Origin of the sequence: Indolivaga capnocytophagoides, from assembly GCF_036511535.1 — a bacterium.
Taxonomy (GTDB): Bacteria; Bacteroidota; Bacteroidia; order Bacteroidales; family Dysgonomonadaceae; genus Dysgonomonas_A; species Dysgonomonas_A capnocytophagoides.
Window position 1 is genome coordinate 3162531 of the sequence record NZ_AP028867.1, and the last position, 14387, is coordinate 3176917.

A 14387-nucleotide genomic window follows, 5' to 3' on the forward strand; every position below is an offset into this window, starting at 1 on the left:
CGGTTTTATTTAAAACAAATCTATACTCCAGATACTTACATTTGCTTTTGATACTCACTTGGAGTCATTCCAAATTCAGTTTTAAAGCAGGATGTGAAATATTTAGGATCGGAAAAGCCGACTGAATATGCAATTTCGGCTATCGAAATTGATTTATCTTTCAACATATTGCAGGCATGTTTCAGGCGAATATTGCGGATAAACTCTATGGGAGACAATCCTGTCATTGACTTGATTTTCCGATACAAAGATGATTTCGACATATGCAGATGTTCCGCAAAAGTATTTATATCGAATTCTGTTTCGGATAAGTATTCTTCAATCAGTTTTACCGCACTATTCAGAAACTGTTCATCTGCCGAAGGGTATTCGAGAGAAGAGATATTGATTTCGACATTCGATTTGAATTCTTGCTGCTTACTTTCTTTATTACTCACCAGATTGTTGATACGGGCTTCAAGCACTTTTATTTCGAACGGTTTCGACATGTATCCGTCTGCTCCGGCATTATAACATTCGATACGGTCTTCGGCACTGTTTTTTGCTGTCAATAATAAGATGGATATATGGCTTGTCTCGATATTTGATTTCACTTCTCGGCACAATTCAAATCCATCCATTTCCGGCATCATCACATCGCTGATAATAATATCGATATTATTATTTTGCAGCTTTACCACAGCTTCTTTACCATTGGCTGCGGTAATTACATTATATTGTTTCGATAAAATATTCCGTATCAGTACCAAGAGCTCTTCATTGTCTTCAACCAGAAGTATTGTTACCCGATCCACCCCTTCAGTTTGTTGTCCTTCTGAAAACTGGGGCTCTTCATTGTGAGGGAAAGAGCTCTCTTCACTAAATATAATATCGGGAGTATTTACAATATCTGTTTCGGTATAACTTTCTTTATCAACAGGAATAACCACTGTAAATACTGTACCTATATCTACCGAGCTACTCACAGCAATAGTTCCATGATGCAGTTCCACCAAATCTTTTGTTAAGGATAAACCTATGCCGTTAGTCTCACCTCTAGCTCTTTGGCTGTCTGTATAAAACCTTGTAAATACATCTTTGAGATGATTTTCAGCAATACCTATACCTGTATCCGAGACATTCAACGTCAGATAATTGTGGCGGTTTTGGGTTGATAACGATATATCAACAGAGATGGCACCATCAACAGGGGTATATTTAAATGCATTTGATAAGAGATTAAATACAATCTTATCTATTTTATCAGGATCGAAATAAGCATTGATATCCGACACTTCGGAAGTAAACGAAAAGTTGATATTGTTCTTTTTAATTAAGGGGGCAAAATGTGTATAACAGATGTCTTTAATAAAAATGATAATGTTACCATTAGTCACTTTTAATTTCATATTACCACTTTCCATTTTTCTAAAATCAAGAACCTGTTGAAGCAAACGCTTCAAACGGCTTACATTCGAACGCATTGTCTCATACTGAGGAACTTTTGTTTTTGAAGTTGTTTCCAGATCGTCAATCAGACATGAAATAATTGTGAGGGGCGTAAGGAAATCATGCGATATATTTGTAAAATAACGAAGTTTGGTCTGCGTCAACTCTTCTGTCTTTTCTTTCTCGATCTGTGTGATTTTCAGCTTATTCCTCAGCCTGATTCTGTTTGTTGCAATCCGCAAGGCCAAATACATAAACACAATCACAATCACTGCATAAAAGGTATATGCCCACCATGTTTCATAAAAAGCCGGCAGCTTATATATGATAAGTTCGGTAACCTGATCACTCCACAAGCCATTCTCATCTGTAGATTTAATCATCAAGATATATTTACCTTTACTCAACTGGTTATATGTGGCAAATTGCCTATTACTATCTGTATAAATCCAGTCCTCATCAATCCCTTCCAATTTGTAGGCATATCTGATTTTTGAAGGATAAGTATAGTTAAGTGACGAGAAATCTATTTCTATATTTTTATCATTCGGATCTAAAGTCAAGGTTTGTTTATCCAAATCAAACTTATTATTTGCATTCTGATAAAAAATAGATTGATTCTGAATTTTAATATCTGTCACAAGTACTTTCTCAGAACCGGGCTGAGCCGATAAATTTTCGGATGGGCTAAATGCCGCAAAACCTTTATTTCCGCCAAAATATATAACCCCGTCGTTGTTGACAAACACCGAATTTTTGTGAAAGTAGTTGACTGACAACCCGTCTGTACTTTTATAATTCCGATAGGCTTTATTTTCAGGATTAAACTCCGTCACATAGCGGCTCGTAAGAATCCAAACATGAGACATCCTATCTACAATAATATTAAGAATAGGGTCTCCCGTCATACCACAACTCCGTGTGTAATCGTCTATTTTATCAGTTATGGTATTATAAACTTCAATAGTTCCGTTTTTAGACCCGATCCAGATTCTTCCTGACTGATCGGCACATACCGATTGTATATTATCACTGGATAAGCCGTTCCATCCTTTTCTGAAATTGAATAATTTCAGATTATCAATAGAAGTGTTATGTTTAATCGGGATATTGTATAACCCCGATTTGCTGGTACTTATCCATATAGTTCCATTATTGTCTTCGGTAATACCCGTCACATTTCCCAATGTATCGCTGATCAGATGAAGTTCTTCTTCATTGTATTTTTTCATGAAGACACCCGTAGATGTACCCAGCCATGTATTATTTTTGGCATCATTAAAGAATATCAAAGGCAGTCCGGGACTTTTTGTATATTTCGTTAAATCTATTTTACCACTTAATGATATCTCATTACCGCTCTTTTTGAGCCGGTATATAAAAGGGGTTTTTTCGGCTCCCACCCAAACTTCGTCTGTAGAAGGAGGGGCTGAAATACAATTAATCAACCGAAGATCTGACTGATCTCTCAAATCCGAATATTCTGTATAATAATTAAATTGATTGGATTCGGGATTGAAAGTTCCTAAGCCTACCCTATTCTGAAACAGCCAGAACAGCCCTGTTTTATCCTGAAAAAGAACTTTTATATTGGATGCGATACCAAATCGCTGCTTAACATTGTCGAGTGAATAATTTTTGATTGAAGGCTTGTCGAAATTTATGGTAATAGTTCCTTCGCTATAAGTACCAATCCAGATATTGCCTTTTCGGTCTGTAACCAATTCGCTGAATATATTATTCGATTCCCTGAAAAGAGGAGATACATTTACCTCTTCAAGCACCGGATCAGATACATCCGTGTATTTAAATGCATGCACCCCCGAAAAAGACATCACCCAGATATAGCCCTGCTGATGATCCTGGGTTATACTGAAAAATGTTTTCTGAGGTTGATTATCTTCTGTGTTATTTACTTTCTGCGAGACATACATCTCATCTTCATTTTTATTGGGTCTGAAACTGAACAATCCATCGCCCCATGTACATATCCAATAATGTTTGTTGGAGTCCTGAAACATACGGAAAGGACTGTTGGTTGAGCCTATTTTAGGATACCTGATCAGAGTTGAATTTTCTTTATCGAACTTAAACAAGCCCGGTCCCCACCCCAGTACCCAGATATTTTCGTATGAGTCCTGATATATCTGGTTTATGGAGAGATTCGGAAAATCATCGAACCGCTTTATAAGAGTCCGGTCTTTGGTATAATGATATAAATACCTGTCTGTACCGATCCATATAGATTTATCGGAAGCCACTAATATCGATTTTATTGGCTGTGATTGTATTTCTTTATCTGCAAAAGGCGTTACAATATAGGTTTGCTTATCTAAAAGATTTATTCCTTCTTCGGTTCCTATCCAGATATATTTGTCATCTTCGGTAATACTTGATATCTGATTATTCGATAATAGATGAGAGCGGTTAAAATCGGTTCTGAATACAAGAATTCTGTAGCCATCATACCGGCATATGCCATCCATCGTCCCAAGCCATATATATCCTGCCCGATCCTGATATACCCTCAGCACCGAATAAGACGAATACTGATCTAACTGGGGTATAGAATTCATCGTTACTTTTTGCGCTGCTACATTTGTCAATAAAAATGTAAGCAGGCTGCATGTAATGAGATAACGGAGTATTTTGTTTTTCATTTCAGAAGACATATTAAGGTCTCAGACCTATTTATTAACTTAGCAAACATAACAGCATGAGCTGGTTATCGTCTTAAAACACCTCTTTAAACACTTGCTGTTACTTATCCTATAAAGATAGATGTATATATCAAAGATAAAAAATACCTCTAAGAGTTTTATCTCCAGAGGTATTTTTTAAATCAATATACCTGATTAAGGTCTCAGACCTTTCTGCTGATTTTACAAGCATGACAGCAAGATCTGGTTATCGCTTTAAGATACATTATTAAATGCTTTCTTTCAATCAATATCCGGTATTCTGTTCAAGAACAGCATCCTTATTTAATTGGATTTCTGTTAATGGTATAGGTAACAATGTATTATAATCTTTAAATCCGACTATAATCTTATTATCCGGAGATGCATCACCATTCTTCAGAATACGACTTGACAAAGTATTGGTTCTTATTAAGGTCATACGGCGGTTTTCTTCGGCTATAAGTTCCCGGGCCCGCTCATCCAAAATAAAATCGATATTAATATCAGAAGCACTTACCTTCCCATATGACGGATTGCTTATTTCGGTACGATATGCTTTGAACGCCCGATCTCTTATCACATTTATATCTTCTGCTGCACCTGTCAGGTTATTTTGCCTGAAACGAGCTTCAGCTCTAAGCAGATATGTTTCGGAATAACGCATTACCGGCCAATCTTTCACTACGGCATATCCAAAGTCATCATTAGGATCATACCCTCCCCATTTCGTTGGATGCGGATAATAGAATCCAAGTGAATCTCCTGCTGCCGGAACCACTTTATCTCCTGTTTTAACAACAATATCCTTCACTCCTTTACCGGCGGTAACCTTAAACCCGTTGGCATCAATACCTATCGTTGTATGGAAACCGGGTTTATTATAATACATTGTACGTCGGATATTATAGTTAGAGTTTCGTATATCTCCTTTTTGGAATAAGTGATATTTAGTAAAATTACTTAAACGCAAACGTCCGATACCACGTCCGCCCAAAGAATCGGCATTAACCATACCATCTATATTGTAATACCCGGGAACCCATACACGGCGATGTTGCGGATTATCAATAGTACCACCGTTTACATCACGGTTGTATTCCATTTCGAAAGTCCATATCCCTTCGGTATTTCCCTCCGAACGGCGTTGATTTCCAAATCTGAACATATCCCTGTAAGAGTCACCTCCTTCAGCTAGGTATTTTCCATAACGGGCATCGATCAGCTTATACTTCCCTTCGCTAATGATCAAGGTCAAGGCATCTTCAGCTTTCTTAAAGAATGATGCATCACGCATGCCCATACGAAGATAAGCTTCTCCTGCCAACTGACGTGCAAAGTCTTTTGTCGCACGGCTCTCCTTTCTGTTCGAAGTATCTACGTTAGGCAAATAAGTCATCGCATATTGTAAATCGGCATCAATTACCTCATCAACTTTATCAACAGTCTCACGAACGTAGTCTGTCCTTGGATTTGCACCATCATATTTTGTAACCAAAGGTACACCTCCCCATAGAGTAACTAACATATTGTAAGCATAAGCTCTAAAAAATTTAGCTTCAGCTACAGCAGCTTTATCTCCGTTATCTCCCTGAGAATCGATAATAAGATTGGCACTATTGATAATCTCATACAATTTTTCCCACAAGAAACTAACGCCTGCATTTTCCGAATTAAGATTCGGATAATTATAGAAGCCGACTTCTACACCCTGTGTCTGCCCGGGTGAACAGACATCTGTTCCAACCTGAAAGCAACTCAAGAAACCTTGTTGGCTGGACATCCCCCAAATTGCAGCATACTGACGATACAGCCCTACAACTTTAGATTCTACGTCATTGACCGAAGGATCAAAATTTGAATACATTTTCTCATCAAGAAAACTATCGCTGCACGATATCGATCCTAATGTGACAAGTGATACTGCGAATGTTTTTAATATTATATTTTTTATTTTCATAACTATCTATTTTCAAAAAGTTAAATTCAACCCAAATACAACGCTCTTAGTCATAGGGTAGTTACTGGTATCATATACCGTTTCACCTCTTGTTGAGTCCCATGAGCTATTTCCCCTTGCAACTTGTCTTGCTTCAGGATCCCAACCAATCCAATCAGTAATAGTTGCCAGATTACGTCCGCTCATATAAACAGTCAGAGCACTTATTCCTAATTTACTTGTAGCACTTGTCGGTAAGTTATAACTCAATGTTATGTCTTTGATACGAGTGAAACTTGCATCGGTAGGAAATCCGTAATTATATCTGTTCGATGTATTGCTAAGAGACCTCCATTTGTTACTTTGATTTTCAGGAGTCCAGTAACCTATTTCCGATGCTATATTACGTCGGCCCATTTCGTCACCGGCAATACCTATCATAGAGTTGTTCTTCTTTAAACCTTGAACAGTCTGAATAAATACACTTAAACTGAAATCTTTATAAGTAAATGTATTTGTCAATCCTCCAATCCATTTCGGAGAAGTCTGTCCCAGTATTTTACGGTCATTATCATCGATCTTTCCATCAGGCACACCATTGGGACCACTAATATCAGCAAGTTTTATATCTCCCGCTTTAGCTTGAGGATCCCACTTGAGATGATCTCCATTAGCTATTTCTTTTTCCTGCCATACACCTACCATTGTATAATCATAAATTACACCGATAGGCTGTCCTATAAACCAACGGTTTCCCAGATCGGATTTTTTATCACCATAAAGGTCTTTAATTTCATTTTTATTCCAAGAATATACCAGATTTGTTGTCCATGTAAAATCTTTGGTAACAATATTACGTGAACTTAAAGTTATTTCAATACCCTTATTTGCGGTTTTACCCATATTGGCATACATCGAATTAAATCCTGATATTTTAGGCAGATTTCGTTTCAACAGCAAATCAGTTGTAGTAGACGAATAGAAATCAATATTACCTGTTATTCTTCCATTCTTCAATAACCCAAAGTCCAGACCAACATTGAAACTCTTCGTTGTTTCCCAGCTTAGATTAGAGTTCCCCATCATATCATTAGGATAAAGAGCTGTATTGGATGCTCCTCCCATTGCAAGCATACCATTATCCATTTTAGCTAAAGTCTGATATACCCCAATAGCCTCATTTCCGGCTTTACCATACGATAATCTCAACTTCAATGAACTAAGAATATCCTCTGTACTCTTCATAAATGATTCATTAGTTACATTCCAACCAGCAGCAACAGATGGAAATACCCCATATTTGTTATTATCACCAAAGACTGAAGAACCGTCACGACGTACGGTAAATGTAAACAGATAACGGCTGTCGAAAGAATAGTTCAAACGTCCCATCTGAGAAAGCGTAGTGTACAACGTTGTTTGAGATCCAACAGATTGAGTCTGAGCCGAACCGATATTATTCCATTCCTGACTGTCATTTATGAATACAGAAGCCTCGGCTTTGGAGTTCTGCCATTTTTTACGGGAAGCTGCATATAACCCTGTAAAATCGATATGATGCTTATTGAAGTCACGGGCATACGAGAATATATTTTCGATAGTATAGGTTTGAGATTCTTCGTTGTATATTTTTGCCCATCCGGTAAGATTATTAACCGATTCTCCATCATATTCGTTTGTACGTTTAGGGGAATATGTATATCCTCCGTTAAACTTATATTTAAGACCATCTAAACCCTTTAATATTTTCCCAAAATCAAGTTCTGCATATCCATTGATATTTACATTCCAGTTTCGACGTTCGGGGTTGGTTGTTGTACGCATCAATGGATTTGTAAACAATTTTTCCTGTGCCATCGGATATATCTCATAACTTCCATTTTCGGTATAACTATCGTCACCTGCATAGGTACGGTAATACATGCGTCCGTAAGGAGACATAGCCTCAGCCATTAATAAGCTGGCACGCCCTCCATCGTTATTATGTGATACAATATAAGAATTGGTTCCTACCTTCATATATTTTGTCACATCCACATCTATATTGGTACGGATAGAATAACGTTTGTAATCGAATCCTTTAATTATACCCTTCTGATCTAAAAAGTCTGCAGAAATATAATATTTTACATTTTCGGCTCCTCCGGCGATACTCACATTATGGTCTTGAATAACTCCTGTTCGGGAAATCTCATCAATCCAGTCAATTTCTTTTCCTGCCAGATAATTATCATATTCATATTCGTTTCTGACCGGAGTATTATTCCATAAGCTGGTATTATTAATTCTTGCAGCCTCAGCATAACGATCGATCATTTGCTGTCCGCTTCCGAATTTCAGTTTATGAGAGAAATCTTCAATTCCCACATAACCGGCATAACGGATAGTCGGTTTGCCCGATTTTCCTCTTTTTGTTGTGATAAGAATTACACCATTCGCTCCATTTGTTCCATAAATAGCAGTAGCAGAAGCATCTTTCAGAATTTCCATTGATTCAATATCATTGGGGTTGATATCATTAAGCGTACCACCCGATTTACTGATAGGAATTCCATCGACAACTATATAAGGTCCTGTAGAAGCATTTATTGAGTTCTTTCCTCTCACCAACGCATCAGGAGCATCTCCCGGAATAGAAGAAGTTTGAGTAATAGTTATACCGGCGGCAGCCCCTTGAACAGCCTGTAAAACGTTTGTAACCGGAAGTTTTCCCAGCCTGTCTTTATTAATTGATGTAACAGAACCTGTAACATCAGACTTTTTCTGAACACCGTATCCCACTACAACAACTTCGTCCAGAAGTTGAGTATCTTCTACAAGCTTAATCTGAATAGTAGACTGTGCCCCCAGTTTCAGAGACTGTGTTATATATCCCATATAAGCGACTTTTAAAGTTGCACCCTGAGATGCTGCAATCGAAAACCGCCCGTCAATGTCAGTGATAGTACCTTGTGTTGTTCCTTCAACAGAAATGGCCACTCCGATCAAAGGCTCCCCTGTAGAGCTGTCCACAACTGTCCCCTGCACTTTATTTTGGGCAAATAGTTGTATGGAGTAAGTCATCACCAAGATAAGAAGAAACACTAATCTCTTAATGTTTGTAGTTTCTCTCATAATTTCATTAGGTATTAAATTAAATATAGTTTTAGAATTTTAAGCCAGTTTTCTTATTATCGAAAGAATCCTGTTCACGATCATTTAAAATGTGGTCTGAATAAAAAAATTAAGGTTTCTTTTGCGGATTAATTTTATAAAGGTCAGAGACCTTATTTATAACTTTACTTAATAAAGCAGACTAAAGCCTGCCATAAATCATTTGATACTTGTTTTACATTAAAATCGGTTAGAGTTTTTTAAGGTTTAGAATTTCTGTACTAAATAAAAGTTAAACTTCCATGTGCAAAAATGCGATTTAAATAATGATTCACGGTTTAAAATTCATTCAAAGAAGATGATATTTCTTTCATTCAAGAAGTAGTGAAATAAGTCTCAGTAAAGGATTCTGAGGGAGAAAGACCCATATAAAGGAGCTTTTCAATGAATGATTCTTCTCTTTTATTAAAAAAACAAAAAAAAGAGCACTGAAAAAAATGAATGAGACATATACAAGGAAGAAAACGAAGAGTATCTTCTCCAAAAAAAATCTGAAAACGAAGAAATGTCCTTATTTGATATAAAAAGACTACATATATGACTGATTACTGAACATATTGACACCTATATTATATATATATTTGTATTATCCGATAATAATTAGGTCTGAGACCTTAAAACTATATATATCATGAGAAAAACTTTAAGTCTGTCATTATTGTTGTTGGGAGGAGGAGCACTCTTTGCACAGCAATCTGTACCGAACTGGGAAAACCCCGAAGTATTTGCCGTAAATAAAGAGGCTACCCGTGCAACGTCTGTTCCTTATCAGAATGAACAGCAAGCCCTGAAAGACAATTATTCCGAATCACCTTATTTTCAATCTCTCGATGGTACATGGAAATTCTTTTGGGTTCCGAAACCGGCAGAAGTTCCATCCGGATTTTATAATGAGAGCTACGATGTATCCAAATGGGCGAATATGCCTGTTCCCGGAAACTGGGAATTCAACGGGTACGGAATACCCATGTATGTAAATACAGGCTTTGGATTTCCTAAAAACCCTCCTTTTATCGACAGGGAAGACGCTCCGGTCGGAGCATACCGACATACATTCAATATCCCTTCCGATTGGGATGGACGACGTGTATATCTACACTTCGAAGGAGGCACAAACTCAATGTATGTATGGATCAACGGTCAGGAAGTTGGATATACCGAAAATGCCAAAAGTCCGGCCGAGTTCGATATTACCAAATATATACGCAAAGGGCAGAATACCTTAGCCTGTGAAGTACATAAATTTAGTGACGGTACATATATCGAAGATCAGGATATGTGGCGTTTGGGAGGAATCAACCGCAGTGTATATTTATATAGTACAGCACAAACCCGTATCCTTGACTATTTTGCTCATCCCGATTTGGATAAGAGTTACAAAAACGGTCTTTTCAGCATCGATCTTTCTTTAAAGAATTATGCAACTGAAGCACAAAATCAGAAAGTAGAAATATCTATTATCGACAAAGCCGGTAAAAAGGTACTGTCCAAATCGCAGAATATATCTATTCCGTCAGGAGATAAAACCGACCTAAAACTCAACGGAACAGTGTCAGCTCCATTAAAATGGACAGCCGAGACCCCTAATCTTTATACACTGTTGATTACACTAAAAGATAATAAAGGAAATATCGTTGAAAGTACATCCAGTAAAATAGGATTTCGCAAGATTGAAATAAAAGACGGTCAAGTCTTTATCAATGGTAAAAAGATATACTTCAAAGGTGTAAACCTGCATGAATTCAACACCAACACAGGACAAGTAGTGACTCGTGAGACCATGATGCGCAACCTTCAATTAATGAAAGAACTGAACATCAATGCTGTCCGTACATCTCATTATCCTCAACAACCTCTATGGTACAAACTGTGTGACGAATACGGAATTTATCTGGTTGACGAAGCAAACCTCGAATCTCATGGCTTAGGATACGGACCTGACAACGTTTCGAATTTTCCAGAATGGCATGCAACACACATGGATCGCATTCAAAGACTGATAGAAAGAGACAAAAACCATCCTTCAGTAATTTTCTGGTCATTAGGAAACGAAGCAAGTAACGGAAAAGCATTTTTCGATATGTACGATTGGGCGAAAGCACGAGACAACAGCCGTCCTGTACAATACGAACAAGCTTATCAGAAAGACCGCAATACAGATATCATCTGCCACATGTACCCTTCTTGGGAAAATATGAAACGTGATGCAGCCAAAGATCTCGGACGTCCTTATATCATGTGCGAATATGCTCATGCTATGGGTAATAGTATGGGTAACTTCCAAGATTACTGGGATTTGATGCGTACCAGTAAAAATATGCAAGGTGGATTTATCTGGGAATGGTATAACCACGGCTACAAAACCAAAGACGAGCAAGGAAGAGAATACTTTGCTTATGGCGGCGACCTGAAAGGCTACAATAAAATGAATGACGGTAACTTCTGTATGGATGGGGTGATCGCTCCCGACCAAACTTACATGCCACATACACATATCGTAAAGAAAGTGTACCAGAATATCATGTTCAAAGCAAAAGATCTTGATAATGGAATCATCACTGTTATAAATGATTATAAATTCACAGACCTTACCGCTAAGAATTACACTTACAAATGGGTATTGCTAAAGAATGGCGAAAAAGTTGCCGAACAGAATTTCGAGGCAACTGTACCTGCCGATACACAGAAAGATGTAAAACTGAACTTGCCCGCAATTTCTTTTGAAGCCGGAACTGAATATTATTTACAGGTATTTGCATATAATAAGGAGAAAACAGAATTTCTTCCTGCCGGATTTGAGGTAGCAAAAGAAGAATTTGCATTCGCTAAAAATCAATATTTTGCAAAGAAAAATTACTCCGGAGCATTGAACGTAGAGAAAACCGATGATAAAATTATTATTAAATCGGGATCGCTAAACTATGAATTCTCTGCAAAAGACGGCAAATCGCTGATATCGGTAACTAACGACGGCAAGCGTGTATTTGATGAACTTCCTCGTTTAAATTTTTGGAGAGCTCCTACCGATAACGATTTTGGAGATTGGTCTCAATACAGACTTCGCTTATGGGATGCAGCCGGACATAATCTTATTTACACATACAAAGGAATGCAGGAAACAGCAGACGGCACATCTATTTCATATCTGGCTAAACTAAGAGGTATAGAAGCTCAGGTAGAGATCACCTATCTGGTAAACAAAGACGGAAGCCTGACAACGACCGCTCATTATCAAGCACTTTCGGATGACCTGCCCGAAATGATGCGTTTCGGTATGCTTATGACCTTACCTAAAGAATATGACAACTTCACATGGTATGGACGTGGCCCTTGGGAAAACTATGTAGACCGCCATCACGATACATTTATGGGAATCTGGACCGGAGATGTAGAAGAACAGGCATATCCATATTTCAGGCCTCAGGAAACAGGTAATAAAACAGATGTACGCTGGCTGACATTGAAAGACAAAAACAATTCGGGTATCCGTATAGATGGATTGCAGCCTTTATCGGTAAGTGCTACCAATAATATGCCCGAAGATCTTGATCCGGGAATGACAAAGAAACAGCAGCACTCATCGGATATACTTCCCCGCAAAGAAGTTGTATTGTGCGTGGATTTGTTCCAACGCGGGGTTGCAGGTTTGAATTCTTGGGGAGCTGCTCCTCTTGATCAATACCGCTTCTTTGGCAAAGAATACACATACAGTTATACAATCAGTATTATAAAATAAAGGTCACAGACCTATTTAAAGAAAACCCCGCCGACAGTATATAGGTGGGGTTTTTCTGTCAATGAATGATATTCTACCCCTTTTTGATTTATTACTCCTGCTCTAAACTCTTCTATTTTTTAATCTTTGTAACCATTATCAAATTCGAGATCAAAATATAATTATTAAGGTCTAATATCTTTTATTACCTTGATAATCGTAACAACAGATAACTAAATAGAATTAGTCTATTATTAAAAACTTACAGTAACTTAATAAAAATAAATAATGGGAAAGAAAACGACTTTATTACTATTACCTTTCATATTACTTATAACCTCGTGTTCAGGAAACAGCACAAAACAAGCACCCAAAAACAACGATACTCTACCGAAGTCGAAAACGGAAGTTGTAGATATAATTAAGAAAGCAAACGGATACTGGCAATCGACACATCCTACACACGAAAATGCTTTTTGGCACAGAGCCGCATACCATACCGGAAATATGGCGGCATACGAAGTTACCGGAATAGAAGAATATAAAGCGTACTCCGAAGCATGGGCAGAAACAAATGAATGGAAAGGAGCAAAGTCAGACGATAAGAAGACATGGAAATACTCGTATGGAGAAACCGACGATTACGTTTTGTTCGGCGACTGGCAAACTTGTTTTCAGGTATATGCCGATTTGTATAACTTATCACCTGACGATAAAAAAATAGCCCGAGCTAAAGAAGTGATGGAATACGAGATGTCAACACCTAATAACGATTACTGGTGGTGGGCCGACGGTCTTTATATGGTTATGCCTGTTATGACTAAACTCTATAAAATCACAGGAAATGACCTTTATTTGAAAAAATTACATGAATACTTCGCCTATGCAAAAAAATTGATGTATGACTCGGAATCAGGACTTTTTTACCGTGATGCAAAATACATTTATCCCGAGCATAAAACCAATGCAGGCCTGAAAGATTTCTGGTCGAGGGGTAACGGATGGGTATTCGCTGGGTTAGCTAAAACTCTTGAAGATTTACCCGAGTCAGATATCCACAGAGCAGAATACATAGAAGTATACAATGCCCTCGCAAAATCACTAGCCGCATCTCAACAAAAGGAAGGGCATTGGACCCGCAGTCTGCTCGATCCGGCACAAGCCCCCGGATTTGAAACCAGCGGAACCGCATTCTTTATATACGGATACCTTTGGGGTATTAATAATGGCTTTTTAGATAAAGCAACTTATCTGCCTGTTGTAACCAAAGGATGGAATTATCTGACCAAAACAGCATTACAACCCGATGGAAAAATCGGATATGTACAGCCAATAGGAGAAAGAGCTGATCAACATAAGAATGTAGGACCTGAAACCACTGCCGATTTTGGAGTAGGAGCATTTCTGCTTGCGGCATCCGAAATGGCTAAGTATGTCGATAAAAAATAGGTCTTTATAATTGCGCGTAGTATAA

5 protein-coding genes are annotated in these 14387 nt (G+C 37.8%); 2 read left to right on the forward strand and 3 right to left on the reverse strand.

Annotated features, from left to right (window positions below; all coding sequences use genetic code 11):
* Positions 1–35: 35 nt before the first annotated feature.
* The 3 genes from AABJ51_RS12725 to AABJ51_RS12735 form a co-directional block, all read right to left on the reverse strand.
* On the reverse strand, positions 36–4088 hold the full coding sequence (locus AABJ51_RS12725; RefSeq protein ID WP_338372823.1) for a two-component regulator propeller domain-containing protein: 4053 nt from the start codon (positions 4086–4088) through the stop codon (positions 36–38).
* A 286-nt stretch (positions 4089–4374) separates the two neighbouring features.
* On the reverse strand, positions 4375–6066 hold the full coding sequence (locus AABJ51_RS12730; protein WP_338372824.1) for a RagB/SusD family nutrient uptake outer membrane protein: 1692 nt from the start codon (positions 6064–6066) through the stop codon (positions 4375–4377).
* 12 nt (positions 6067–6078) lie between these two features.
* Positions 6079–9108, reverse strand: coding sequence for a SusC/RagA family TonB-linked outer membrane protein (locus tag AABJ51_RS12735; protein WP_338375999.1), 3030 nt, complete (start codon positions 9106–9108; stop codon positions 6079–6081).
* A gap of 721 nt (positions 9109–9829) precedes the next feature.
* Here AABJ51_RS12735 and lacZ point away from each other — a divergent pair.
* Together lacZ and AABJ51_RS12745 are read left to right on the forward strand one after the other, a co-directional pair.
* Entirely contained in the window at positions 9830–12934 is a 3105-nt protein-coding gene (gene lacZ, locus AABJ51_RS12740) for a beta-galactosidase, LacZ type (RefSeq protein WP_338372825.1), read from the forward strand.
* Positions 12935–13201: 267 nt separating this feature from the next.
* Entirely contained in the window at positions 13202–14362 is a 1161-nt protein-coding gene (locus AABJ51_RS12745) for a glycoside hydrolase family 88/105 protein (RefSeq protein ID WP_338372826.1), read from the forward strand.
* Positions 14363–14387 lie beyond the last annotated feature (25 nt).

Excerpts from the sequence above, each read along its gene's own strand:
- AABJ51_RS12730 (WP_338372824.1), bottom strand. The coding sequence starts at position 6,066 with ATGAAAATAAAAAATATAATATTAAAAACATTCGCAGTATCACTTGTC.
- AABJ51_RS12725 (WP_338372823.1), bottom strand. The coding sequence starts at position 4,088 with ATGAAAAACAAAATACTCCGTTATCTCATTACATGCAGCCTGCTTACA.
- AABJ51_RS12745 (WP_338372826.1), top strand. The coding sequence starts at position 13,202 with ATGGGAAAGAAAACGACTTTATTACTATTACCTTTCATATTACTTATA.
- AABJ51_RS12735 (WP_338375999.1), bottom strand. The coding sequence starts at position 9,108 with ATGACTTACTCCATACAACTATTTGCCCAAAATAAAGTGCAGGGGACA.
- lacZ (WP_338372825.1), top strand. The coding sequence starts at position 9,830 with ATGAGAAAAACTTTAAGTCTGTCATTATTGTTGTTGGGAGGAGGAGCA.